General features: G+C 66.2%; 20 protein-coding genes, 1 pseudogene and 1 riboswitch. Of the genes and pseudogenes, 13 read left to right on the top strand and 8 right to left on the bottom strand.

Annotated features, from left to right (window positions below):
• Positions 1 to 87: 87 nt before the first annotated feature.
• Positions 88 to 1,368, bottom strand: a complete 1,281-nt coding sequence (locus L0U82_RS25905; protein WP_233835643.1) for a DUF445 domain-containing protein — start codon at positions 1,366 to 1,368, stop codon at positions 88 to 90.
• Positions 1,369 to 1,637: 269 nt separating this feature from the next.
• On the opposite strand from L0U82_RS25905, the gene L0U82_RS25900 reads away from it, so the two are divergent.
• Together L0U82_RS25900 and L0U82_RS25895 are read left to right on the top strand one after the other, a co-directional pair.
• Entirely contained in the window at positions 1,638 to 2,819 is a 1,182-nt protein-coding gene (locus L0U82_RS25900; RefSeq protein ID WP_233835642.1) for a metallophosphoesterase family protein, read from the top strand.
• A complete protein-coding gene (locus L0U82_RS25895; protein ID WP_233835641.1) occupies positions 2,816 to 5,437 on the top strand; it encodes an AAA family ATPase in 2,622 nt (873 codons plus the stop codon). The genes L0U82_RS25900 and L0U82_RS25895 overlap by 4 nt, the downstream gene beginning before the upstream one ends.
• Before the next feature lie 58 nt (positions 5,438 to 5,495).
• Here the strand turns inward: L0U82_RS25895 and cobJ are convergent, their stop codons facing one another.
• Genes cobJ through cobG form a run of 4 tightly spaced genes read right to left on the bottom strand, consistent with a single transcriptional unit; the run spans position 5,496 to position 10,172 of the window.
• A complete protein-coding gene (gene cobJ, locus L0U82_RS25890) occupies positions 5,496 to 7,334 on the bottom strand; it encodes a precorrin-3B C(17)-methyltransferase (protein WP_233837500.1) in 1,839 nt (612 codons plus the stop codon).
• The gene (locus L0U82_RS25885; RefSeq protein WP_233837499.1) at positions 7,331 to 8,062 is read right to left on the bottom strand and encodes a precorrin-2 C(20)-methyltransferase; all 732 of its coding nucleotides are present in this window, start codon (positions 8,060 to 8,062) and stop codon (positions 7,331 to 7,333) included. The genes cobJ and L0U82_RS25885 overlap by 4 nt, the downstream gene beginning before the upstream one ends.
• Positions 8,063 to 8,074: 12 nt before the next feature.
• Complete coding sequence (locus L0U82_RS25880) at positions 8,075 to 8,701, bottom strand: precorrin-8X methylmutase (RefSeq protein WP_233835640.1); 627 nt, start codon at positions 8,699 to 8,701, stop codon at positions 8,075 to 8,077.
• Positions 8,694 to 10,172, bottom strand: coding sequence for a precorrin-3B synthase (gene cobG, locus L0U82_RS25875; protein WP_267929688.1), 1,479 nt, complete (start codon positions 10,170 to 10,172; stop codon positions 8,694 to 8,696). Before cobG ends, L0U82_RS25880 begins: the two co-directional genes overlap by 8 nt.
• 93 nt (positions 10,173 to 10,265) lie before the next feature.
• Positions 10,266 to 10,444, bottom strand: a riboswitch (cobalamin riboswitch).
• 83 nt (positions 10,445 to 10,527) lie between these two features.
• On the opposite strand from cobG, the gene cbiE reads away from it, so the two are divergent.
• The 6 genes from cbiE (at position 10,528) to L0U82_RS25845 (ending at position 16,681) form a co-directional block, all read left to right on the top strand.
• Positions 10,528 to 11,751, top strand: a complete 1,224-nt coding sequence (cbiE, locus tag L0U82_RS25870; protein ID WP_233835637.1) for a precorrin-6y C5,15-methyltransferase (decarboxylating) subunit CbiE — start codon at positions 10,528 to 10,530, stop codon at positions 11,749 to 11,751.
• The gene (locus L0U82_RS25865) at positions 11,751 to 12,857 is read left to right on the top strand and encodes a cobalt-precorrin-5B (C(1))-methyltransferase (protein WP_233835635.1); all 1,107 of its coding nucleotides are present in this window, start codon (positions 11,751 to 11,753) and stop codon (positions 12,855 to 12,857) included. Before cbiE ends, L0U82_RS25865 begins: the two co-directional genes overlap by 1 nt.
• The gene (locus tag L0U82_RS25860) at positions 12,854 to 13,579 is read left to right on the top strand and encodes a cobalt-precorrin-6A reductase (RefSeq protein ID WP_233835633.1); all 726 of its coding nucleotides are present in this window, start codon (positions 12,854 to 12,856) and stop codon (positions 13,577 to 13,579) included. The genes L0U82_RS25865 and L0U82_RS25860 overlap by 4 nt, the downstream gene beginning before the upstream one ends.
• Before the next feature lie 48 nt (positions 13,580 to 13,627).
• Positions 13,628 to 14,356, top strand: coding sequence for a precorrin-4 C(11)-methyltransferase (gene cobM / locus L0U82_RS25855; protein ID WP_233835631.1), 729 nt, complete (start codon positions 13,628 to 13,630; stop codon positions 14,354 to 14,356).
• 100 nt (positions 14,357 to 14,456) lie between these two features.
• Positions 14,457 to 15,464: an AraC family transcriptional regulator gene (locus tag L0U82_RS25850; protein WP_442793665.1), complete on the top strand. Its 1,008-nt coding sequence runs from the start codon at positions 14,457 to 14,459 to the stop codon at positions 15,462 to 15,464.
• 2 nt (positions 15,465 to 15,466) lie between these two features.
• The gene (locus L0U82_RS25845; RefSeq protein WP_233835627.1) at positions 15,467 to 16,681 is read left to right on the top strand and encodes an alpha/beta hydrolase family protein; all 1,215 of its coding nucleotides are present in this window, start codon (positions 15,467 to 15,469) and stop codon (positions 16,679 to 16,681) included.
• Positions 16,682 to 16,790: 109 nt separating this feature from the next.
• On the opposite strand, the gene L0U82_RS25840 is transcribed toward L0U82_RS25845, so the two are convergent.
• The gene (locus L0U82_RS25840; protein ID WP_233835625.1) at positions 16,791 to 18,320 is read right to left on the bottom strand and encodes an MDR family MFS transporter; all 1,530 of its coding nucleotides are present in this window, start codon (positions 18,318 to 18,320) and stop codon (positions 16,791 to 16,793) included.
• 210 nt (positions 18,321 to 18,530) lie between these two features.
• Between L0U82_RS25840 and L0U82_RS25835 the strand changes: the two genes are divergently transcribed.
• The 3 genes and pseudogenes from L0U82_RS25835 (at position 18,531) to L0U82_RS25825 (ending at position 20,764) form a co-directional block, all read left to right on the top strand.
• Positions 18,531 to 18,797 carry a DUF1488 domain-containing protein gene (locus L0U82_RS25835; RefSeq protein ID WP_233835623.1) on the top strand — a complete coding sequence of 89 codons (267 nt, stop codon included), beginning with the start codon at positions 18,531 to 18,533 and terminating at the stop codon, positions 18,795 to 18,797.
• 223 nt (positions 18,798 to 19,020) lie between these two features.
• A complete protein-coding gene (locus tag L0U82_RS25830) occupies positions 19,021 to 19,656 on the top strand; it encodes a carbonic anhydrase (RefSeq protein ID WP_233835621.1) in 636 nt (211 codons plus the stop codon).
• 208 nt (positions 19,657 to 19,864) lie between these two features.
• Positions 19,865 to 20,764, top strand: a pseudogene (locus L0U82_RS25825) (DMT family transporter).
• 43 nt (positions 20,765 to 20,807) lie between these two features.
• Here the strand turns inward: L0U82_RS25825 and surE are convergent.
• The gene (gene surE / locus L0U82_RS25820; protein ID WP_233835620.1) at positions 20,808 to 21,587 is read right to left on the bottom strand and encodes a 5'/3'-nucleotidase SurE; all 780 of its coding nucleotides are present in this window, start codon (positions 21,585 to 21,587) and stop codon (positions 20,808 to 20,810) included.
• Positions 21,588 to 21,741: 154 nt separating this feature from the next.
• Between surE and L0U82_RS25815 the strand changes: the two genes are divergently transcribed.
• Both L0U82_RS25815 and L0U82_RS25810 read left to right on the top strand, forming a co-directional pair.
• Positions 21,742 to 22,917, top strand: a complete 1,176-nt coding sequence (locus tag L0U82_RS25815; RefSeq protein ID WP_233835619.1) for an epoxide hydrolase family protein — start codon at positions 21,742 to 21,744, stop codon at positions 22,915 to 22,917.
• 234 nt (positions 22,918 to 23,151) lie between these two features.
• Positions 23,152 to 24,516 carry a sigma-54-dependent transcriptional regulator gene (locus tag L0U82_RS25810; protein WP_267929687.1) on the top strand — a complete coding sequence of 455 codons (1,365 nt, stop codon included), beginning with the start codon at positions 23,152 to 23,154 and terminating at the stop codon, positions 24,514 to 24,516.
• A 21-nt stretch (positions 24,517 to 24,537) separates the two neighbouring features.
• Here L0U82_RS25810 and L0U82_RS25805 read toward each other — a convergent pair whose 3' ends face one another.
• Positions 24,538 to 25,650, bottom strand: a complete 1,113-nt coding sequence (locus tag L0U82_RS25805; RefSeq protein ID WP_233835618.1) for a TIGR03118 family protein — start codon at positions 25,648 to 25,650, stop codon at positions 24,538 to 24,540.
• Between the last annotated feature and the right edge of the window lie 48 nt (positions 25,651 to 25,698).

Here is a 25,698-nt window from a genome sequence, read left to right as displayed (position 1 = left end):
CACAGGTAGCAGCAAGACTGATGCCTGGATTGTAGGCGTTCTGGCCGCGCGTGGGCCGGCCTTTCAGTGGGCCTTTCCGCCGGCCTTTCAACCCGCATGAACGCGCAACAGTTCCAGCAGTTGCGAACTCACGTACAGCAGCAAGCCGATAAAGCCGCCGACGATCGTCCCGTTAATGCGGATGTATTGCAGGTCCTTGCCGATGTTCAGCTCGATCTGCCGCGACATCTCGTGCGAGTCCCAGTTCTTCACGGTATCGCTGATATGGCGCGTGAGGAATTGCGCGAAGTCCGGCGCCATCGCGCGCGCGGCGTCCTCCAGATGATCGTTCAGCGATTGCCGCAGCGCGGGATCGTTCGCGAGTTCGCGGCCGATCCACTGGCCCACCGCGGCAACGCGCGCGTGCAGCACCGAGTCGGCGCTCTGCAGATCGCGCTTGAGCCACGCGCGCAGATCGCCCCACATGTCCCTCACGTACGTGCTGAACGCATCGCCTTCGACCAGGTAGCGCTTCAGCGCTTCGCCCTGCGCGAGGAACGCGGGGTCGGTCTTCAGTTTCACGATCAGCTTTTGTGCCGCTTCGTCGAAGCGCTCGCGCAGTTCGTGGGTCGGGTTCTCGGCGATCTGTTCGAGTATGCGGTGGGTCGCTCGTGCGATCGCGTCGGCGCCTTTGTCGCCGAGCATCGCGGTGGGCAAAATCTTCTCCATCGTCGGGTACTCGCTCTTGACCCAATCGACGATGCGCGCGGCGATGAATTCGCGCGCCGGCTTCTCGCGCAGCAGCGCGATCAACTGATCGATCGCGGTGTCGAGCAGTTCCTGATGACGGCCGTCGCGCGTCAGCGTGTCGAGAATTGCACCGAGCGATTGCGACAGATCGACCTTCGCGAGCACGTCGCGCAGCGCGTCCTTGATAAAGCTCTGGATGCGCGCGTCGTCGGCCACGTCGAGAATGCCGCCGGTCAGCCGCACCACGTAGCCGCCGAGGCGCTCGGTGTTGGCCGGCTCGCTCAGCCATCCGGTGATGCTGTGCGCGGGATCGTACCGGCGGATCAGACCGACCAGCGACGGCACGTCGAGAAACTTGTCCTGCACGAAGCGCGCGAGGTTATCGGCGATCTTGTGCTTGTTGCGCGGGATGATCGCGGTATGCGCGGAGACGATCGGGATCGGCACGCGCCGGAACAGCGCGGCGACCGCGAACCAGTCGGCGAGCGCGCCGACCATCGCGGCTTCGGCGACCGCCTTGATGCCGTCGACCCACAGGCCGCGCGGCATGAACGCGGTAACGACGAAAACGCAGGCGGCCGCGAGCAGCAGCAGTAACGGCGTGCGCTTGGCCTTCTTCAGTTCGGTGGTTTTATTCATTGGCGCGGGTGTCGGGTTCATCGGCGCGGCGCTTTTCGGTTGGACTGTGCAGCGGGACCGCGGGTCCGGCTCGCCTGCCATGATGCGGTACGGCGTGCGCGCGCGTCCAGTCCGCCTACGCGCCGCGGCTTCGGCAAGGTAACATTCGCGGTTGAATTCACCGGTGAATGCGTGATCGGGCGCGGCCCGATGTGGCCCAATGTGGCCCGACACCCGCCGCCACGAAACACGACGCCGGGCAGCACAACACAACGCGCCATGGAGGCACAGTGATCAGGTTTCTGCACACCGCGGACTGGCAGATCGGCACGCAATTCGGCCAGTTCGAGCCGGACGAGGCCGCCCATCTCGCGCAGGCGCGCTTCGACACGGTGCGCCGCATCGCCGAGACGGCGGCCGCGCGCAATGTCGATGCGGTACTCGTCGCGGGCGACGTATTCGATCTGCAAACGGTGTCCGACACGGTGATCCGGCGCCTGTTCGCCGCGCTGCAGCCGTTCCCGGGACCGTGGATCATGCTGCCGGGCAATCACGACGCGGCGCTCGTCGAAAGCGTATGGACCCGCGCGCGACGGCTCAATTGCATTACGCCGAACGTGCGCGTCGTGCTCGAAGCCGGCGTCGTGCTGCTCGACGCGTGCCGCTGCGCGCTGCTGTGCGCGCCGCTCACGCAGCGCATCACCTACGACGACACGACCGCCTTCTTCGATTCGACCGACACGCCGTCCGGCTATCACCGCGTCGGGCTCGCGCATGGCAGCGTCGGCGGCATCCTGCAGGACGGCATCGATTCGTCGAATCCGATCGCGCCGACTCGGGCCGCGAGCGCGCGTCTCGACTATCTCGCGCTCGGCGACTGGCATGGTCATCTGCGTGTCGACGAGCGTACCTGGTATGCAGGCACGCACGAGCAGGACCGTTTCCGCGCGAACGAACCGGGCTTCGTGCTCGACGTCACGCTGAGCGAGCCGGGCGCGACGCCGCAGGTCGACGCGTTGCGCGTTGGGCAATACCGCTGGCATCGCTGGGACGAAACGATCTCGGTGGCGACCGACGTCGATGCGCTGAAGGCGCGCTTGGCCGATCTAGGCAGCGACGACGTGCTGCGTATCGAGGTCAGTGGCAGCGTGGCGCTTGCCGACGCCGAGGCGCTGCACGTCGCGGTCGAAGAAGCCCGCGCACGCGTGCGGGCGTTACGCGCCGATCTGAGCGCATTGCAGGTGCTGCCCACCGCCGACGATCTCGCCGAACTCGGCGCGCAAAGCGGTTATCTGGCCAAGGTGGTCGCGCGGCTGCGTGGCTTGCAGGAGGATGCGCAGGCCGACCCGTTGCAGGTGAAGCGCGCGGCCGAGGCGTTGCTGCTGCTCGCGCGGCTGCAACGCGAGCAACGGCAACGTGATCCTCAGTCGACCCAACACAGCGAGCTTGCGCGCGAAGCGAGGTCCGCATGAAGCTGCAACGTATTGCGATTCAGGAATTCAGGCAGTTCAGCGGACAGATCGTCATCGACGATCTGCAGCCGGGCCTCAATCTGTTCACCGGACCGAACGAGGCCGGCAAGAGCACGATCGCCGAAGCGGTGCGCGTGGTGTTTCTCGAACGCTATAAGGCGTCGCATCTGAAAGACCTGCTGCCATGGGGGCTCGCGAGCGGCCAGCCGTCGGTCGATGTGAGCTTCGAGCTGGATGGGCTGATGTGCCGTCTGTCCAAGCAGTTCGTGTCGCGTCAGCGCTGCGAACTGCGCATCGGTCAGAGCGTGTTCAGCGAGGACGAAGCGGAAGACAGGCTCGCCGCGCTGCTTGGCTTTTCGCGCGCCGCGCGCGGGCCGATGAAGGCCGAGAATGCCGGCGTGCCGGGTCTGTTGTGGGTGCAACAGGGCGGCACGCAGGATCTGCGCGATTCGACCGGACATGCGGCGCAGTATCTGCGTGAGGCGCTTACGCAACTGTCGGGTGGCCGCGAAGCAGCCGGCGAAGACGCATTGATCGCGGCCGTGCAGCGCGAATTGCGGCAACTGTTGACTGCGCGCACGCAGAAATCGACCGGGCCGCTCGCGCAAGCCGAACAAAACCTCGCCGAGCTGAGCGCGAGCCGCGACGAACTGCAACAGCAGCGGCAACAGTTCGATGACAACATCGCGAGGCTTGCTACGCAGCAGGAAGCGTTCGACGACGCCGAGCGCCGACGTCCGTGGGAGCTTCACGAGCAGAAGGCCGCGCTTGCACAGCAGCGCGCGGTAACGGTCGCGGAGCTTGAGCGCGGTGTGCAGGGGCTCGCGCAATCGTTACTTGCGAGCGAGGCTGAATTGGCACTATCCGTGCAGCAGGAGCAAAGCGCGCTCGAACTGGAAGCCGCGGTTGCGCGCGATCGCGAACAGCTCGACGTTCTACGTGCCGAAGTCGCTGCCGCACAGAGCGCGCATGCGCAAGCGGACAACAGCGTCGCGCAATTCGAGCAGGCTTCCGCCGATGCGAACCGCGCGCTCGAACTCGCGAACGCGGCCGTCACGGCCGCTGATCTGCGCAATCAGATCGAGTTTTATCGCACGGAGAGCAAGCGGCTGGACGCGTCGATCGCCGACGCGGACAAGGCCAATGCGGCGGTATTGCAGGCCACGCGCGATGCGGCAGCGCTTGAAATCGACGAGGCGCAACTAAAGCGGCTCGTCAAACTCGATGCTGAATTGACCGTGTTGCGCGCGCGCACCGAAGCGGCAATGACGCGCATCGAATACCGCTTGAACGGCGAGGTCAGCGTCGGCGATCAGCGGATCAGCGGCACCGGCGTGCTGCGTGTCGATGAAGAGAAGCGCATCGGTCTCGGCGAGCTTGGCGAGTTGCGGATCGTTCCGGGCGTCTCCGATCTGGCTGCGCAATTGTCGGAACTCGCGACGCTCGAAGCGCGGCATGCGCAGGCGTTGCAGATGCTCGGGGTTGCATCGGCGGGCGATGCGCAGGCGCGCCACGAGCAATGGAGAAGCCTCGTCGCGCAACAGAAGCAGTACGCGCAGATTCTCGGCGTGCATGCGCCACAGGGCATCGACGCATTGCGCGCGGCGCTGGCGTCGACGGTAGCGCGTGTGCAAGCGTCGAGCGAGCGGCTCGCGAGTCTGCCCGACGTGTCCGCCGCGCTGCCGCTCGACGATGCGCGCCGCAACGCCGATATCGCGCGCGATGCATTGGACGCCGCGCGCAAGGTGCGCGAGCAGGCGGCCGCGACGCAATCGAGCGGGCTTGCGAAGGCCGAGTCGCTGGCCGCGCAGTTGCAGCGCAAGGAAGCGCAGCTCGCCGACGACGCGTATCGTCGCAACCGCGCGCAATGGCAGGCGAATATCGTCGAACAGCGCGTGAAGGTCGATGCGTTGAAGAATCAGCGCGGTGAACGCGAGCGCGAACTGGAAGCCGCGCGTCTGGACGATCCGGCGGCGGAGGCGAAGCGCTATCTCGCGTCGGCTGAACTCGCGCGCGGCGAGCAGCGCGAGCGTCAGCTAAGGATCGCGGAACTGCGCAGCCAGCTGGAGACGATGGGCGCGTCCGGTCTCGGCGAACGGCTCGCCGCGCTCGAAGCGCAGATCGAACAGGCGACGCGCCGCAAGGACGAACTGAGCCTGCGAGCGAGCGCGCTGAGTCTGCTCGACGAAGTGCTCGTCGACGAGCGGGATGCCGCGCTCGCGCAGTTGCGCGCGCCGCTGACCGAGCGGCTGGGCCACTACCTGAAGCGGATTTTTCCGCAATCGAGCATTGCGCTCGGCGACGATCTGAGCCCCGCGACGCTCGATCGCGGCGGCCGCGCCGAACTGCTCGATGCGCTGAGCTTCGGCACGCGCGAGCAGCTCGGCATCCTGACGCGGCTCGCGTACGCCGATCTGTTGCAGGCGTCAGGCCGGCCGACGCTGCTGATGCTCGACGATGCGGCGGTGCATACCGATGCCGCGCGGCGCGACGCGATCAAGCGCGCGCTGATCGACGCGGCCACGCGCCATCAGATTCTGGTGTTCACCTGTCATCCGGAGTTGTGGGACGACCTTGGTGTCAGGCAGCGGGCGGTGGAGGATCTGAAGGTGGCGTGAGCGCATGCGTGGGCATTGCGCTTATTGCGCGTGAGCACGCTACCGTGTGCTCACGCGTTCATTTGTACCAGCGCGGGGTATAGACCCATTGCGTACCGTTGTCGCCGCAAGCAAACCGCCGCGTCAGCGATGAACCGACGATCACCATCGTGCGCATATCCACATCGGACGAACGGATTTCACCGAGCGTCAGTGTGCGCAGCGTGCCGCCGGGCCGGCCGATGTCGCGGCCGAGCACCACCTCGGTCGACGCCGCGCGATATTCCCGCACGATATCGAGCGCCTTGTCGAGCTGCCACGGCCGCGCGCGCGAGATCGGGTTGTAGAACGCCATCACGAGATCGGCTTCGGCCGCGTGACGCAGGCGCTTTTCGATGATCGTCCACGGCTTCAGGTTGTCGGACAGCGACAGCATGCAGAAGTCGTGGCCGAGCGGCGCGCCGGCTTGCGCGGCGGTGGCGAGCGCGGCCGACACGCCTGGCACGATCGATAGTTCGACGGCGGCCCAGGCGTCGTCGCGCGACGCTTCGAGCGCTTCGAGCACCGCGGCCGCCATCGCGAACACACCAGGGTCACCGGACGACACCATCACGACCGCACGGCCCTCGCTCGCGAGTTCGAATGCGTGCCGCGCGCGCTGCATTTCCTCGCGATTGTCGGTGCCGTGCACGCGCTGGTCCGCACGCAACGGGCCGGCCATTTTCACGTAGGTGTCGTAGCCGAGGATATCGGTGGCTTCGTTCAACGCGGTGCGCGCGGCGGGCGCCATCAGTTCGGCGCTGCCCGGGCCGAGCCCGATCACGGTCAGGCGACCGCGCGCCCGGCCGATCGTCGCGGGATCGATCGCGAGTGGGGAGACGGCGAGGGCGATGTCGCTTTCGGCGGTGGCCGGAAGCGTTTCGTGCGGGACGTGTAGCGCGGCGTGGAGCAGGGTGGCTGCATCCGGTTCGCTGCCTTCGGTGCCTGCATGCGCGAAGCGCAGCGGTACGTCGAGCAGCGCGGCGGCTTGGGCGAGCGACGAGTCGGTCATGCTCGTGGATGGCGCGAGCAAGGCCGCGAGCGAAAGCGGCGAAAGATCGTGTGCGTGCAGCGCCGCGCGCACTTGCGTGGCGATGCGGGTGGCAATGCGCGTGGCAGTTGAGGTGGCTGTATCCGTGCCAGCATCGTCACGCGTATTCGCATCGTCCACGGCGCTTGCGTCATCGTCGGCGCGCGCGTCGCGGGCGACACGATTCGTCATCGCCGCCACCACACTGCGCGGATGAATCACCAACTGATCCGCGCGACCATCCCACGCATGCGGCGTCACACGAATCGCAAGACGCGCGGACTCGGAACGCGGCAGTTGTGCATCATCGAGCCACGGCGCGTCTCCTTCAACGCGTGTGCTTTCCCCAGCAAGCAGATCCGACACGAAGCGCTTGCCCTGGCCAATGTCGGCGAGTACATAGCCATCGGGAGGATTAAGCACGCAGGTGCCGAAGCGCAACTCGCCGCTCGTCGTGATCGCCGGCGCGACGGCGAGCGCCGCCGCGATCTCGCGTGCCATCACGTTGACGCCCGCGAGCCCGCCGAGCAGCGGCACGACCGCGCTGCCGTCCTCGGCGACCGCGAGCACCTGCGGCTCCGCGCCCTTGTTCGACAGCAGCGGCGCGAGGCAGCGGATCACGATGCCGGCCGCGCACAACGCGACGATCGGCGTGCCGCGCGCATAGAGTTCACGCAGATGCGCGCCGAGTTCGGTGTACGCGATATCGGCATCGACGCGGCCTTGCAGCGCATGGATGTCGCAGCGCGTTCGATCGCCAGGCGCGCCTCGCCCGACATACAACGCCTGAATCCGCCGCGCGGTCTCCAGCGCTCCCGCTCCGAGAATCACGATGGCCGGCGCAATCATCCTTGCCATTTTTGCCCCGGCACGACGAGCAGCGAAAAATACGGCGACGCCATCGGATCGACGTCGGCCAGCGGCACGATGCGCTGATTGCCCATCGTCGCGCGTTCGACGTATAGCGCGCGCCCGGCGAGACCAAGTTCGTCGAGCACGCGCCGCACCTTGTCGAAATTGCGGCCGAGCTTCATCACGACGGCGGCATCCGCGTCGGCGAGACGGCGGCGCAGTTCGTCCTCCGGCAGCACGCCGGACAGCACCGACAGACTCTGGTTGCGATACACGAGCGGCGCGCCGAGCACCGCCGCGCCGCCGAGCATCGAGCACACGCCGGGCACCACTTCGCTTTCGTAGCGCGCGGCCAGCCGGTCGTGCAGGTACATGTACGAGCCGTAAAAGAACGGATCGCCCTCGCAGATCACCGCGACGTCGCGGCCCGCGTCGAGATGGCCCGCGACGACCTCGGCGGCGGTGTCGTAGAAGTCGGCGATGATCGCCTCATACGACAGCGGCGGCTCGAGCGCTTCGGTTGTGACCGGATAGACGAGCGGCAGATGCTGCTGCGCGTCGTGCAGATGCGCTTCGATGATGCCGAACGCGTTGCCCTTCTTGCCCTTCGCGACGAAGTACGCTACCACCGGCGCCGCCTTCAGCAAACGCAGCGCCTTCACCGTGATCAACTCCGGGTCGCCGGGGCCGACGCCGAGTCCGAACAGCCGCCCTGCGGGCGTCATGTGCCGCGTCATTTATTCGACCTCCGTCGCAAGCGCGTTGACCGCGGCGGCGGCCATCGCGCTGCCGCCACGCCGGCCATGCACGACCACATAGGGCACGCCGCGGCTATTGTCGGCGAGCGCCGCCTTCGATTCGGCCGCGCCGACGAAGCCGACCGGAAAGCCGAGAATCAGCGCGGGCCTCGGCGCGCCGGCGTCGAGCAGGTCGAGCAGATGGAACAGCGCGGTCGGCGCATTGCCGATCACGACGACGCTGCCGGCCAGACGCGGACGCCACAATTCGAGCGCGGCAGCCGAGCGGGTATTGCCGATGTCGCGTGCGAGCGCGGGCACGTCCGCGTGAGTGAGCGTACAGATCACGTCGTTATTCGCGGGCAGCCGCGCGCGCGTGATGCCCTGCGCGACCATGCCGGCATCGCACAGGATCGGCGCGCCGAACGCGAGCGCATGGCGGCCGGCACTGCCGGCGCCGTCGGAAAACGCGAGGTCGTCGATCACGTCGACCATGCCGCACGCGTGAATCACGCGCACCGCGAGTTTTTCGAGGTCGGCCGGAATGCGCGACAGGTTGGCTTCCGCGCGGATCGTCGCGAAAGATTGGCGATAGATCTCCTGACCGTCGCGAATGTAATCAAGCATCGGGGTAGCTCCGGGCGAGGCGCGCGAGCAGGGCGGCGGCCTCGTCGATGGTCAGTTGGGACGCGACGCGCCGGCCGAATCCGGCGCAGCCGTCGCGGCGATACAGGTCGTAGCGGTCGGGTTCGACCGCGAGCAGCGTGTACGGCGCGCAATGGGCAGCCGCGCACGAACGCGCGCAGCCGCTCAGATGCACGTCGACATCGGCGGGCAGTTGCGCGGCGAGTTGCAGTGCGTCGTTCTTGGTGTCGGCGAGGCCTTTCGCGCAGCCGCTCGAACCGGCGCATGCGATCAGATGCGCGATCGGTTGTGCGGCATCGCAGGCGAGGCCGAGCGAGATCAATTCCGTTAGCACGGCGGTGGCGGCTTGCGTCGGGATATCGGGCAGCAGCACGCTTTGCCACGGCGTGACGTGTAGCGTGCCGTTGCCATTTCGTTGCGCGAGGTCGGCGAGGCGGTTCAGCGTGGTCGCGTCAAGACGGCCGAGCGGTGGCTGGCCGCCGACGTGCGATAGGTTCGCGTTGTGTTGCGCATGGGCGCCGAGGCGCAGCGATGCGTCGGCGGGATTTTCTCGTCGCCAGTCGCGCAGCGTTGCGTCGCGCGTGAGCGGGAAGTTGACGTAGCGTTGCGCGTGCAACAGCAAGGTGTCGGCGGAATGCATGGCGAGCAGGTCGCGCATGCGGGTCGTGTCGGCGGCGGCGAGATCGAGGAACGTGTGCAGCAACGCGCGCACGAGCGCGGGCACCTGTGACGGAGCAATCGCGGCGAGTGCGCCGGTGCCGTTCGCGTTGTCATCAGGCGATTCGTTGGTGTTTGTTGCCGGCCCTGGGCATCCAGCGAGGCCGAACACGAAGCGCACCCCATCTTCGTCAACCGATGCCGCAAGCCACACGTCGTGCGGATGATCGACGCGCGCGAGCCGTTCTCCACCATCGACGAGCAGCGCGAATTTCGGCGACAACGCCGCGAAGCGCGCATCGCTTTGCAATAGCGCGAGCAGTTCGGTGCACAGCGGCGTGGTGTCGATCAGCGCGTGCCGGTCGCGGCCAGCGGCAGGGCTGATCATCACGTTGCGCACGTCGTCGGCGGAACTGAGCGCGGCATTCACGTGGTTTGCGTCGCTTGCCGTCGTGGAAGAAGCAGAAGAAGGGGACGCCCCTGCGTACGCAGCACCCGAAGCCGGCCCCATCCCCGCGTCAATCAACGCCGCGCTCAACGCAGCCTCATGCCCTTCACGCACACCGCGCACTTGCAGATTCGCGCGATTGGTCAGCTCGATCACGCCGCTCGCGTGCCGCGTGCTCGCGGCGGCGATCGCGCGCGCCTGCGCGGCGCTCAGCACGCCGCCCGGCAGCTTGACCCGGCAGATGCCGCCATCGCGCGCGGCGACGATGCGCAGCAGCCCCGGACACGCGGAAGCGCGCGGCGGCGTGGCTGCATCGGGTAAAGCAGTGGAGGGCAAAGCTCGATTCAAGACGGACACCGGATATAGCGTCGCGCGACGGCCCGAGCAAGCCGCATTGCGGACTTTGCTGCGGCATCGGTACACCCCGCCCGATGTTGGCTGGCACGAACAGTTTCGCCGGCAGGTCTCCTGGCTCGCAGGTCATGGTCCGTCGCAGCCTTCCCGGTCAAACCAGTGGCGCGTAGAGCAGACGGACTCGCTGCATACAGTTGCGGGGGCAGCCACATCATTGCTGTGTTCCCTCTTCGGCCCCGAAGGGCACCGGCGGCTGTATTATGCCTTTTTTCGAACCGCGCCACGAGGCTGGACGCTTTGACTGGCGTGGCTCGGCACACTTTTGACGAGCCCCGATGAGGATGAATGCATGCAGCCCTGGCTGACCGTAGTGGGTATTGGTGACGACGGTTTCGCCGGTTTGGGACGGTCTGCGCGGCGTGCTTTGCTCGACGCGTCGGTCGTGTATGGCGGCGAGCGGCATCTGGCGATGCTGCCCGCGCGTCTGGCCGCGCGCCGCGCCGCGTGGCCGCGTCCGTTCGATCTCGCGCCGCTGCTCGCCGAGCGTCCTCAGCCGGTGTGCGTGCTCGCGAGCGGCGACCCGATGCTGTTCGGTGTCGGCGCGACGCTCGCGCGGCAGTTGCCGGTCGGCGAACTACGCGTGCTGCCGGCGCCGTCGTCGTTATCGCTGGCGGCCGCGCGGCTCGGCTGGCCGTTGCAGGAGGTCGCGACCGTGTCGCTGGTGGGTCGGCCGCTGGCCGCGCTGAATACGCATCTGCATGACGGCGCGCGCATCTTCGTGCTAAGCGCGGATGGCCACACGCCCGCGGCGCTCGCGGCGGCACTCGCCGCGCGCGGTTTCGGCGCGACGCGGATGAGCGTGCTCGAACATCTCGGCGGCGAGTTCGAACGGCGCATCGATGGCCGCGCGGATCAATGGTCGGCCGGCGAACTGGCCGCGCTGAATCTGATCGCGCTCGACTGCCGCGCGGCGGCCGACGCGCCGCGTCTGCCGCTGACCAGCGGCCTACCCGACGACGCATTTATCCACGACGGCCAGTTGACCAAACGCGACGTGCGCGCGATCACGCTCGCGCGTCTCGCACCCGCTCCCGGCGAATTGCTGTGGGACGTCGGCGCGGGCAGCGGCTCGATCGGCATCGAATGGATGCGCGCGCACCCGAGTTGCCGTGCGATCGCAATCGAAGCCAACGACGCGCGGCAACGCTTCATCGAACAGAATCGCGATGCGCTCGGCGTGCCGGGTTTGCAACTGGTGGCCGGCCACGCGCCCGCCGCGTTGCAGGGGCTGCCGGCGCCGGATGCGGTGTTTATCGGCGGCGGGGTGACCGAGCCCGGCGTGCTCGAGACCTGCTGGGAACAGTTGCGCGACGGCGGCCGGCTCGTCGCGAACGCGGTCACGCTGCAAGGCGAAGCGGTGCTGGCCGCGTGGCGCGAACAGCATGGCGGCTCGTTGACGCGTATCGCGCTCGCGCATGCACAACCGCTCGGCGGCTTCGATACATGGCGCCAGGCGTTGCCGATTACGCTGCTCGAAGTAGTGAAGCCGGCGACTTCATCGGCCGATTCGTGATGCGCGAAGAGACTCCCGAACAACCGGCGCCGCTACGCAGCGGCTACACGACCGGCAGTTGCGCAACCGCGACGTCGCTCGCGGCCGCGCGTCTGCTGCTGGCGGGCGAGGTCAGCGAGGTCGCCGACATCGTGTTGCCGAAGGGCCAGCATGTGCCGATGCGACTCACGTTCTGCCGGCTGTTTGAGGGCAGCACAGAAGGCGAGCGAATCGCGGAAGCGGGCACGATCAAGGACGCCGGCGACGACCCCGACGTGACTCACGGCGCGGTCGTGTTCGCGCGCGTGCGTCTCGTGGCCGAGCCGGGCGTGATCTTTCGCGCGGGGCCTGGTGTCGGCACCGTCACGCGCGCCGGGTTGACGCTGCCGGTCGGCGAGCCGGCGATCAACCCCGTCCCCCGTCAGATGATGACCCGGCACCTGAGCGAACTCGCGGAGCGGCATGGGTACGGCGGCGGTTTCGAAGTGACGGTCGGTGTCGAAGGCGGCGAGGAACTGGCGCTGAAAACGATGAACCCGCGCCTGGGCATTCTCGGCGGACTGTCGATACTCGGCACCACCGGCATCGTGCGGCCGTTCTCGTGTTCGGCGTATATCGCGTCGATCCATCAGGGCATCGACGTCGCGCGCGCGAACGGCTACCTGCATGTGGCCGCCTGCACCGGCAACGCCAGCGAAGATGCGATGCGCGCGCACTACGGTTTGCCCGATATCGCGCTGATCGAGATGGGCGATTTCGTCGGCGCGGTGCTCAAGCATATGAAGCGCGCGCCGGTCGAACGGCTGAGCATCTGCGGCGGCTTCGGCAAGCTCAGCAAACTCGCGGCGGGGCATCTCGATCTGCACAGCCGCAATTCGAGCATCGACCTCGAGCAGCTCGCGGGATGGGCTGCTTCACATGGCGCCGACGACGCATTGCAAGCGGCGATGCGCGCGGCCAACACGAGCCAGCAGGCGCTTGCGCTGGCCCACGCGCAGCAGGTGCCGCTCGGCGATATCGTCTGTCAGCGGGCATTGGCTGTCGCGCGCGAGATTGTGCCGCCGCAGGTGAGCGTCGAGACGTTCGCGATCGACCGGCAGGGCAATCTGGTCGGAGCCGCGCGATGACCCGCGTGCTGCTGCTCGGCGGCACCGGCGACGCGTTGAAGATCGCGCGTCAGCTCAGGCCCACCGACGTGTACAGTCTCGCGGGACTCGGCAAGGTGCCGGACGATCTGCCGTGCGCGGTGCGCGTCGGCGGCTTCGGCGGCAGCGAGGGCCTCGCGCGCTATCTCGACGCCGAACGGATCGGCCTCGTGATCGACGCGACGCATCCGTACGCCGCGCAAATCAGCGCGAACGCCGTGCATGCGTGTCGCGCGGCGGGCGTGCAGTGCTGGGCGCTGCGCCGCCCGGCCTGGCAGCCGCAAGCCGGCGACGACTGGCGCTTCGTCGGCGACTGGCACGAATTGATCGCTGCGCTTGCCGCGTTCCGGCGGCCATTTTTCACGCTGGGCCGCGAACCGCTCGCGCATCTCGACGACATTCCGCTGCATCAATTCTGGACCGTGCGCTGCCTGGAATCGCACGCCGATACTGCGCGCTCACGGGTGATCGCGGCGCGCGGGCCGTTCACGCTCGATGGCGAGCGCGCGCTGTTTGCGCTGCAAGGCTTCGACGTCGTCGTCAGCAAGAACAGTGGCGGCGGCGCGACCGAGGCCAAGCTCGACATTGCGCGCGAGCGTGGTTTGCCGGTCGTCATGTTGCGCCGGCCGGTGCTGCCGGACGTCGATCGCGAGTTCGCAACGGTTGCCGCTTTGCTCGACGCCCTGCGCGCGCATCGGCCATGAAGCATGCGGGCAATGAAATGCGCCATTGAATCAAGACTGGAGTCACGAATGACGGTGTTTTTTATCGGCGCGGGTCCTGGCGACCCGGAGCTGATCACGGTGAAGGGGCAGCGCCTCGTGCGTAGTTGTCCGGTGATCCTGTACGCGGGCTCGCTGGTGCCGGCCGCGGTGCTCGAAGGGCATCGCGCGGAGCTGGTGGTCAATACCGCGGACCTCGATCTCGACCAGATCGTCGCGCTGCTGGCCGCCGCGCATGCGAAGGGGCAGCACGTCGCGCGCGTGCATTCGGGCGATCCTTCGCTGTACGGCGCGATCGGCGAGCAGATCCGCCGGCTGCGCGAGCTGGGCATTCCGTACGAGATCGTGCCCGGCGTGACCGCGACCGCGGCCTGCGCGGCCACGCTCGGCTGCGAGCTGACACTGCCCGGCATTTCGCAGACGCTGATCCTCACGCGCTATGCGAGCAAAACGGCGATGCCCGACGGCGAGCAACTGGCCGATCTGGCGCGGCATCGCGCGTCGATGGCGATTCATCTCGGTGTGCGGCACCTTGCGCGTATCGTCGAGGAATTGCGGCCGCATTACGGCGGCGCCTGTCCGATCGCGGTGATCTATCGCGCGAGCTGGCCCGACGAGGAAAAGATCACCGGCACGCTCGACGATATCGTCGGCAAGGTGGCGGGCACTGCGATCGAGCGGACCGCGCTGATTCTGGTCGGGCAGGTGCTGGCCGCCGAGGGGTTCGCGGAGTCGACGTTGTACGCGAAGGGCGACTGAGCACCGGCTAAGCGCTGGCTAAGCGCCGGTTTCCGCACTCCGCGCGAAAATCCGCAAGTTCTGCACCGCATTGCCGCGAAGTCCCAGCTATCCTGGCGCGATGATGAAACCCAGCACCGAACGTGATTACCGCAGACGGATTGCTCGCGTGGTCGAGACCATCCTGCTCGAACCGGGCGCGCCGCATACGCTCGAAAGCCTCGCGGCGGTCGCGCATCTGTCGCCGTATCACTTTCACCGGGTTTATCGCGCAGTGATGGGGGAAAGTGTCGTCGAGACCGTCAAGCGGCTGCGGCTGGCCGAGGCTGCGCAGCGTCTGACCGATGCCGCGCAGGTGACCGCGGTCGCGCATGATGCCGGTTATGACAGCGCGCAGGCTTTTGCGCGGGCGTTTCGCGGCTTTGCCGGAGTGTCGCCGAGCGAGTTCAGGGCGCGCCAGCGGCATCTGGTGGCGCATCCCGGTGGCGAGGCCGCTGTGCCCGGCGCGTCTTCGCTATTTGCTGCGCCGCCGGCTTCGTCCGCGCGGCGGCGTGCGAAGCGGGCATGCGCCGCGACGCGCAACGCGAGTGGCGTGCCGGATCTGCCGGCCGTCGAAGTCAGCGAACTCGCGCCGCTCGACGTGCTCAGTCTTCGCCATGACGGGCCGGTCGCGACGATCGGCCAGACCTTCCGCACGCTGATGACGATGCTGCGCTGCACGGACGATTCACCGCTGCATCAGCGTGTTGGCATCTGCGTGCGCGATGGCAACGTGCCGGGCGGCTTTCGGTATCACGCGGGGATTGCCGGCGTGCCTGACGCGCGGCTCGACGATGTGCGTTCGCCGCCTGCGCAGACGGAGACGGAAGGGCACGCGGAGTACACACAGTACGCGCAACAGCAGGTAGAGCCGCTGCGGCTCGCCGGCGGCCTGTATGCGGTGCACCGTTTGGTCGGCCCCTACGCGCTGATCTCGCCGACCTTCCGGGCGCTCTATAGCGGCTGGCTACCGCGCAGCGGCTATGCGCGCGATCAGCGTCCGGCGCTCGAACTGTATCGAAGCGCGCCGGATGTCAGCCCGCGACACACCTGCATCACCGATCTGCTGATTCCGATTCGCAAGGACTGACCATGCTGCGTCGAAGCTGTGCCGCGCGTTCGCGCGGGTTTGCGTTGTCGATCGGGGGCGCGTTGGCGTGCGCCGCGCTGGCGCTGGTGGCGGTGAATGCCGTGGCTCAGCAAGCGTCTTTGGAGGCTCAGGCTCAACGTCAGACTCAAGCCCAATCCCAAACCGACCCTACCAGTTGGCACGTCGGCGAAACCATGCGCGTCTTCCATCCCACGATCGACCGCAACTGGCGCGGCGCGCAAACGCATGCGTTGATCACGCGCATCTGGTATCCGGCCGATGTCGAACAACCCGAGACCGCTCACGATTTCGGCCAGCCCGATCATCCGATCTTCACCGGCCATCCAGCCGCCGACGATGCGCCGCTGTCCAATGCGCACGCGCGCTATCCGTTGCTGCTGCTGTCGCACGGCACGGGCGGCAGCGCGGACAGTCTCGACTGGCTGGCGGCGTCGCTGGCCGCGCACGGTTATATCGTCGCGGGCGTCAATCATCCGGGCAATACCGCGCTGGAGCCGCTGACGCGCGACGGTTTCATGCTCTGGTGGGAACGCGCGACCGACGTCAGCGAAGTGCTCGACGGCGTGTTGGCCGATCCGCGCTTCGGCAACCATATCGATCAAGCGCGAATCGGCGCGTTGGGCTTTTCGCTCGGCGGCTATACGGTGCTGGAACTGGCGGGCGCGCGCACCGATCTGGCCGCGTTCGAACGCTTCTGCACGTCGCCTGAGGCCGACGCGATCTGCAAGCCGCCCGAGGCAGCCAGGCTCGCGCGCGAACCGGGCGCGTCCGGGCTCACGCTCGACGCGCTGTCGCTGGAAGCGAAGGCCTCGCGCGCACGCTCGGGCGACTCGTATCGTGATCCGCGCATCAAGGCGGCATTTGCGATCGCGCCCGCGTTGGGCGAAGCATTCGACGCGGCTTCGTTCGCCGACGTGACGATTCCGGTCGCGCTGCTAGCGGGCGGCGCCGACGTGACCGCGCCGGTCGATACGAACATCCGCCGTTTCGGCACGCTGATGCCGCAAGCGACGGTCACGATCGTGCCCGGTGCGTCGCACTACACCTTCATGGACGTCTGCGAGCCCGCGGTGGTCGAGCATCTGGCGATGATCTGCAAGGACGGGCCGGGCGTCGATCGCGCGGCGGTGCACACGCAAACGGCTGCGCGGGTGCGTGATTTCTTTATGGCGACGTTGCCTGCCGGTCGCTCGTAACGCCTACGCGAAAGTTCGTGCGCGTACATGGGACGTATCGCAACGGCAACGGCAACGAAGACGCGGCAAACCACTTTCTTCGCGCATTCGCCGCGCGCACACACACCGTTCAATCCTCCAGCGGCGACAGCGCCTCGATCGGCACCGCCTTGTCCCCGCCGATTTTGATCGGCGGCACCAGCGCCAGCAGCACGACGACGAACAGCGCGATCACGAAGATCGACACGAACGTCAGATGCAGCGACTGATGCAGCACGAGCCGCACCACATCGCTATCGCCGAGATCGGCCGCGCGGTTCTGCAACAGCGCCTTCAACTGGTCCGACGTGACGACGGCCAGGTTCTGCGAATGTGTGAGCCCGAAGTTCAGCACCGCGCCGAACAGCGTCGCGCCAAGCGTGCTGCCGAGATTGCGCGAGAACAGGTTCGACGCGGTCGCGCTGCCGCGCTCATCCGCCCGCACGATCTCCTGGATCAGCACGAGCGAACTGACGCTCGACGTGCCCATGCCGAAGCCCATCACCAGCGAGCCGAGCGCGCCGACCACGGGCGACACGCCCGGCGACAGAAACAGCAGCAGTATCGCGCCGAGCGGCACGAACGCGCTGCCGCCGATCAGGATGCGCCGCAGCCCGAGGCGATGGAACGACTTGGCCGCGAACGTCGCGCCGGTCGGCCAGCCGACCATCATCATCGTCAGCGCGAGGCCGGCCACGACAGGTGAGCGTTGCAGCACGCCCTGTACGTACATCGGCAGGAACGTGGTCGCGCCCATCAGGATCATGCCGGCGAGCACCGTTGCGCTGTTGCACGCGGCGATAGGCCGGTGGCTCCATAGCGCGAACGAGATCATCGGCTCGGCCGCGCGGCGCTCCTGCCACACGAACAGCAGCAGGCACAGCACGAACACAGCGCCGGCGATTGCGGCCGGTGTCAGCGCGTCGTCGCCGCCGTAGGTCAGCGCCATCATCAGCGCGGCGATCGCGGCCATGAACAGCGCGGCGCCGCCAAAGTCGATCGACGGGCTCGCGTGCCGCTCCGATTCGCGCAGGAACAGAATGAAGCCCGCCGCCGATGCGATGCCGATCGGCACGTTCATCCAGAAGATCCACGCCCACGACAGGTTGTGAATGATGAAGCCGCCAACCATCGGCCCGATCACCGCCGAAATCGCCCACACGCTGGCGAGATAGCCCTGCACCTTGCCGCGTTCGCGCGCCGGGTACAGATCGGCGACGACCGTCAGCGTCACCGGCTGGATCGCGCCCGCGCCGACACCCTGGATCAGGCGGAACGCGATCATCGCCGGCATCGACCACGCGAAGCCGGCGAGTACCGAGCCGAGCAGAAACACCGCGATGCCGGCGAGGATCACCGGCTTGCGTCCATACAGATCGGCGAGTTTGCCGAAGATCACGGTCGTCGCGGTCTGCGTGAGCAGGAACGACGAGAACACCCAGCTATATAGATGCAGGTCGCCGAGTTGGGAGACGATCTGCGGCATCGCGGTGGAGACGATGGTCGCTTCGATCGCGACCATCGCCATCGATGCCATCACGGCGGCGATCACGAGCCCGCGCGAGGTCTGGGTACGGCGCGGGGAAGAGGGTTGTGGGCTGCTTTCGGGGCTGGCGGACATGAAGGGCGTAGTATCGTTGTGTTGGGCGCGTCCGGCGGCCCGGAGGAGGCCTTGCCGCGACGCTGCGTCGGCGCGGCCGCATGGGGCGGCCGGTGTGCAGTATGCACCTTGCGGAGAATGCGCGCTGCGGATTTGCCTATCCGCGGGGCCGGCCGGTTTGGCACGGCCGTTGCGCACTCAGGTTTCCCTTTCGACACATGGAGGACCATTATGAGGATCGAATTCACCGGACGCCGTGAAGTAATAGCCGCCGCGCGCGTCGCCTTCGAAGCCAATGTGGACGGGACGGATGTGTGGTGCAGCGTATCGCTGGACGCGCTGAATAGTCACTTCGGCAACGGGGGCCCGTCGGCTCACGATCTGGTGGGAACCTTCGAGGCAAATCGTGCGCGCATTGAAAATGCGACACGGCGGGTGCTCGAAAGAAACGGCGGACGGTCCGTGGAACTCGAGACACGCGATTTCGACAAGGTCTGAGACGCGCTGTTTCGACGGCGCGGTTGGCTTTCCGGCCGGTTACCGCGCCGTTCGATTGCACAGTTGAAACGAGGTAAAGGCGCATTATCGGCGCATGCAGATGCGTGCCGGCCGGCACGCTGACGCGCCTCGCGATTAGCACGATGATTCGCGCGACGATCGGATGGCTGCGGTATAGTCGCGGCAATCTATAATTCGCCGCCCCGTTTCTCTGGAGAATATCGTGCAGGAAATCATCGATGGTTTGATCCGCTTTCAACGCGAGGTCTTTCCGCAGCAAAGCGCGCTGTTCAAGCGTCTGTCGACCGCGCAGAGCCCCAGCACGCTTTTCGTGACCTGCTCGGATAGCCGCGTGGTGCCGGAACTGCTGACGCAGACGGAGCCGGGGTCGCTGTTCGTGATCCGCAACGCGGGCAATATCGTGCCGTCGTATGGCCCGGAACCGGGCGGCGTGTCGGCTACCGTCGAATACGCGGTGGCCGTGCTCGGCGTGCAGGACATCGTGATTTGCGGCCATTCGAACTGCGGCGCGATGACCGCGATTTCGACGTGCACGAATCTCGAACATATGCCGGCGGTTGCGAGCTGGCTGCGTCACGCGGATGCCGCGAAGGCAATCAACGCATCGCGCCACTACTGCTCGGATGCCGAGCGTCTGTCGGCGCTGGTCAAGGACAACGTGATCGCGCAGTTGGGCAATATCCGCACGCATCCGTCGGTTGCCGTCGGGCTCGCGAACAAGACGCTGCGGCTGCACGGCTGGATCTTCAATATCGAAAGCGGCGAGATGCTCGCACTCGACGGCAAGAGCGGGGAGTTTTTGTCGTTGGCGGATAACCGGGAGATTTACGCGGTTTGACGTAATGCGGGTTTGAGAGCCCATCTGAAAAAGCGGCGTAGCGGATTTTCCGCGCGCCGTTTTTTTTGCCCGGCGTAAGGGCATCATTTCAGCGCGCAAAACCAGCAGTCGCGCAAAACGCACGGGCATAATCAAACCTTCGCGAACGCATCGGCGCGACGAGCCCAGTCATCGCGCAGACTCGTCGCCGTGCCCCACAGGACCCTTCATGCCGCCTCTCGCCGCCGTCCGCCCGACCGCCGTGCCGCTACGCAGCGTTGCGCTCATTCTCGTGTCGATGTTCTGTTTCGCGCTCGTCGACGCATTGGCGAAATCCGTCGCGCTCGCCTATCCGGCCAACGAGGTGACGTTTTTCCGCATGTTGTTCGGGCTGTTTCCAGCGGTGGCGCTGTGCCTGCGTGGCAAGCCGCTCACGGCGCGTCTGCGGCAACTCGATGTGCGTGGACAGACCATTCGCGCCCTGACGCTGCTCGGTGCGTCGGGTCTCTTTTTCGCCGGATTGCCATAAATGCCGCTCAGCGAGGCGGTGGCAATCGTTTATTCCGAAACCTTGCTCGTGATCGTGCTGGCGCCGCTGCTGCTGAAGGAAACGCTGAAGCCGCGCGACGCGCTCGCCGCCGCGGTCGGTTTCGTCGGTGTGCTGTTCGTGGTGCGCCCGGACGGTTCGCATTCCAGTTGGCTCGGCCCGGTGCTGCTGATATCGAGCGCGCTATGCGGCGCGCTGTCGATCATCCAGATCAAGCGCATCCACGCCAACGACGATTCCGGCACCACGGTACTGTATTTCACGGCTGTCGGCACGATCGTGATGGGCGCATCGCTGTTATTCGCATGGCGCACGCCGTCGTTCGAGGCACTGGCGATCATGGCCTTGCTCGGCGCATTCGCAACAGCCGGACAACTGCTGATGACGATGGCGTTTCGCGAGGCCGATGCCGGCGCGCTCGCGCCGTACAACTACACGAGCATCGTCTGGGCTGCGCTGTTCGGTTATCTGGTGTGGGGCGAGACGATCGGCGCGATGTCGTTGCTCGGTATCGCGCTGATCGTCGGCAGTTCGATCGTGGTTGCAATGCGCCGCAAACCGGAAGAGGGGCCGCTGGTGTAGCGCGGGAAAAGATCGGCGCCACGCGCTGCGTTCGCGACGAACTTCAGCGCAATGATGCCGTGAGTCGCGAGAACGTGGTTTCGTCGGTGCGATCGAACGCGAGCGGCGTGACCGACACACGGCCCGCCGCAACGACCGCCGTTTCGCTGTCGGGCTTGTTGGCGCGCGTGCCGCGCTGAAAACGCAGCCAGTGATACGCGATGCCGCGCGGGTCGACTTGCGGCAGCACGTCGATGTCTTCGACGAGCCCCGCGCCTTGCCGCGACGGCGTGAGGGGACCGGCATCGGCCGCGTCGACATCCGGGAAATTGATGTTCAGGCAGGTCGGTGTCGCATGTTCGATCGCAAGCAACTGGCGGATCACACCGGGCGCCAGCGTACGCGCGGTATCCCAGCGCACCTGCTCGCGGTCGCGGAAAGTCTGGCTCAGCGCGAATGACGGCAAGCCGAGCAACAGGCCCGTCATCGCCGCGCCGACGGTGCCGGAGAACATCGTTTCGACACCGAGATTGGCACCGCGATTGATACCGGAGAGCACGAGCGTCGGCGGCGTATCGCGCATCAGATGGCGCACGCCCATCACCACGCAGTCGCCGGGCGTGCCGGTCACACCGAAACGGCGCTCGCCCTGGCGGCTCACGCGCAGCGGCGAGTGCAGGCTGATCGAATGCGACGTACCGCTCTGATCGTGCTCCGGCGCGACGACCCACACTTCGTGCGCGAGTTCGGCGGCCACCGCTTCGAGCACGGCAAGCCCGGGCGCGTCGATACCATCGTCGTTCGTCAACAGCACGCGCGGCACTTTGGATTCGTAAGCGGACATCGCATCAATCTCCTGTCGGTGAATAAGGACGCTCATTATCCGGCTTTCGTCCAACGCGCGTACGATGAATCACTTCGCGATAAAGCGCACGCATCACGCATCACGCCAGCGCCGCGCATTTCCGCCGACCGTTGCCCTTGCCGGATGAACCGCCATGCAGATAGAACCGTTTGAGATTGCCATTGCCGAACAGGACATCGACGATCTGCGCCGCCGCATTCGCGCGACCCGCTGGGCGCCGGCCACGCCCGCGCCTGCGTGGCAGCAGGGCGTGGATCCGGCGTGGCTGCGCGATCTCGCGGACTATTGGGCCGGCCAGTTCGACTGGCGCGCGGCCGAACGCAAACTGAACCGGCTGCCGCAATTTCTCGCCGACGTACGCGGCCAGACCGTGCATTTCGCGCATCGGCGCGGCGCCGCGATAACGCCCGGCTTTGCACCTTATCCGCTCGTGATCACGCATGGCTGGCCCGGCTCGTTCTTCGAGTTTCATGAACTGCTCGACCACTTGTGCGACCCGGCTGCTTTCGGCGCCGATCCGGCCGATGCATTCGACGTCGTCACGCCATCGCTGCCGGGCTTCGCGTTTTCGCCGGCACCCGCGCATGCCGGCATGTCCGCGTTTCAGGTCGCGGACATGTGGGCCGCGCTGATGCGCGGGCTCGGTTACGAACGCTTCGGCGCGCAGGGCGGTGATCTCGGCGCGGGCGTATCGATCGCGCTTGCCGCGCGTCATCCGCAAGCGGTCGACGGCGTTCATCTGAACTTCCTGCCGAGTTCGTACGAGCCGGCGATCGGAGCGGCGCAGCAGCCGCTGACGGCCGCCGAGGAAAACTATCTGCGCGAGAAAAGCGACTGGGCCGCGCTCGAAGGCGGCTACGCGCATCAGCATGCCACCAGGCCGCTGACGGTAGCCGCGTCGCTCAACGATTCGCCGGTCGGGCTCGCTGCGTGGATCGGCGAAAAGTTTCGTGCGTGGAGCGATTGCGGCGGCGATATCGAAACCGTGTTCTCGCAGGACGAACTGCTCACCAATATCTCGCTGTACTGGTTCACGCAGTGCATCGGCCCGGCCATGCAGATGTATTGGGAAAACCGCCTGCAACCGATGCGTTTTACCGGTGGCCAACGCATCGACACGCCGCTCGGTTTCGCGCTGTTTCCGAAGGAGATCAATCATCCGCCACGCAGTTGGCTCGATAGAACCTTCAATGTCGTGCAGTGGAGCGAGATGGCCAGCGGTGGACATTTCGCGGCGATGGAAAAACCGGCGTTGCTCGCGGCCGAGATTCGCCGCTTTTTCAGGCCGTTGCGCGCGAAAAGAGCCTAGTCGCACTGCTCGAGAAATCGCATGAAAATATCTCGCCAGATGAGTCCAAATAGGTATCCATCAGAGTTACATTTCGGCAAACCTGGCAAATTGCGAACTGCCGTCGTTTGCATCGACATGCTCCAGATAAGGTCACACTTCGCCAATAGCGGAACCAATCATTAAATATGGTCAAGCTGCGTTGAAACTCCAGTATCGGCACGTATGATCGGCCCGACTGGAGATTCAAAAGCAATGCAGAAAGTGAAGGCCTATCCGAGGCGCGTGATCTATTTCACGCGCGATCCCGCCGCGCAGCTTTTGGCGGATATCCGGAACCGCGATTGGCAAGTCGACGTCATCGACTCGGTTCGCGACGTGCGGCAGGCGGTGCAGGACGGTGCGCCGGCAGGCGGTCTCATCGATCTCGCCAGCGTGCTCGAAACGCACGATGCATCCGCGCTACAAAGCTGCCTCGCGCTGCCCAACATCGGTTGGGTCGCGATCGCCGAAACCCCGCAACTCGACGACCCCATTACGCGCCGGCTGGTGCGCGACTACTGCTTCGACTACGTCACCTTGCCGGCCGCGAATACGCGCATCGTCGATACCATCGGCCACGCGTGCGGGATGATCTCGCTCGGAGAACCGGCGTATCTCGACACGTCCAGCGCCGAAGGCGAAATGATCGGCGGTTGCGACGCGATGCTCGCACTGTTCCGCTCGATCCAGAAAGTGGCGGCAACCGATGCCCCCGTCTTCATTTCCGGCGAATCGGGCACCGGCAAGGAACTGACGGCCGCGGCGATCCACGCGCGTTCGGTGCGCCGCGATGCGCCGTTCGTCGCGATCAATTGCGGCGCGATTCCGCCGCAGCTATTGCAATCGGAACTGTTCGGTTATGAGCGCGGCGCGTTTACCGGCGCGAATCAACGGCGCGTCGGCCGTGTCGAAAGCGCGAACGGCGGTACATTGTTTCTCGACGAAATCGGCGATCTGCCGTACGAAAGTCAGGCGAGCCTGCTGCGCTTCATGCAGGAAAACACGATCGATCGACTCGGCGGCCAAGGCCCGGTCGAAGTCGACGTACGCATCATCTGCGCGACGCACGTCGATATGGATGCCGCGATCGAAGCAGGGCGCTTCCGCTCCGATCTGTATCACCGGCTGTGTGTGCTGCGCATCGACGAGCCGCCGTTGCGCGCGCGCGGCAAGGACATCGATCTGCTAGCGCTGCACGTGCTCGAACGCTATCGCAAGGACGCAAGCCGGCGTCTGCATGGTTTCGCGGCCGACGCGATCATGGCGATGCATGCGTACGACTGGCCCGGCAACGTGCGCGAACTGATCAATCGCGTGCGGCGCGCGATCGTGATGTCCGAAGGCCGCTCGATCACCGCCGCCGATCTCGAACTCGGCGCCTACGCGGCGACGTCGACCGCGACGCTCGCACAGGCGCGCGAAGTCGCCGAACGGCAGGCGATCGAACTCGCGCTGCTGCGCCATCGCGGCCGCTCGGCCGAGGCCGCGCGCGAACTCGGCATTTCACGCGCGACGCTGTACCGCTTGATCGCCGCGCACGGCATGCGCTACGGCGAAGAAAGCGAAATGCGGCACTGACATGATTCGCGGCCGCGCATCTCACATCTTCACGTCGAGGCGGCCATACACGCCATCGTTTTCGTCGTTCGGCCCCGCGGCGAAAAACAGCGTGTTGACCGGCTGATTATTGAGCCCGTTGCCGAACGCGATGCCCCACAAGCCGTCCTGCACAAACACGCTGCCGTTGGGCAAACTGATCGGACCGAGCGTCAGGCCGGTCACCGGATCGAATGCGTTAATCCGGCCGTCGCCGAAATTGCCGATCAGGATGTCACCGCTAAAGCGGCCGAAATTGCCGGGTGCCTGCGTGATACCCCATGGTGCATTCAATGGCGCACCCGACGCAAAGCGCTGCATCAGATTGCCCGCCGTATCGTAGATGTCGACGAAACCGAGGCCGGCGCCCGCGACGTCGTCATGCGCGGGCGCATCCTGCTTCGCGTAGGTCACGAACAGCTTGCCGCCGATCAACTGAATGCCGAACGGCGCGAAACCGGCCGGCAGCAGCGGGTCGTTGAATTTGCCGGGCATCGTAACTCTCACGAAGTTGCGATTGAACACGTCGATGCGGTTGTTGTGAAAGTCGGTTGCGTAGAGAAAGTTGGCGCCGCCGTTACTCGCCAGCGCGAGTCCTTTGTACACCGCGCCGAGGGTGCCGCCGTCGAACATGATCAGTGCGGTCGTGGGCGCGACCGCGGGTGCCCACGCGTTGATCGTGCCGCCTTCGCCGGCGAAGATAAATGCGGCCACACCGGTTTTCGCGCCTTGCGTGACCGCAAAGTCGGACGTGCCGTTGAAGACGATGCCGGTCGGATTAGCCGCTCCTTGAATACCACCCGGAATCGCGACGACCAGTGATTGCGGCACACCGTTGCCGTCATACAGCGTCGCCAGCGAAGTCGCGTTGTCCGCGACCCAGACGAAACCCTTCGGATTGAACGCGACGCCCCAGCCGTTTTTCAGGTTCGGGTCGGTATGCATCGCCGGAACCGCGCCGTCGGACACGAGTGCCGTGGCGGTATACGTCTGCGGCGTTGTGTTCATTCCGGAGCCGTTATCGCCACTGCCGCCACATGAGGCCAGACTCGCGACGAGACTCGCCAATGCCGCGCCGCCGATCATGGCGCGCAATACCTTAAGCACCGATTTCATGACCGCACCTCTCTGATGACCGAAGGTCATTGCGCTGATTGAACGAAT

Origin of the sequence: Paraburkholderia sp. ZP32-5 (assembly GCF_021390495.1) — a bacterium.
Taxonomy (GTDB): Bacteria; Pseudomonadota; Gammaproteobacteria; order Burkholderiales; family Burkholderiaceae; genus Paraburkholderia.
Note: the sequence above shows the minus strand (reverse complement) of the source record. Positions and strands in the feature narration are given on the sequence as shown.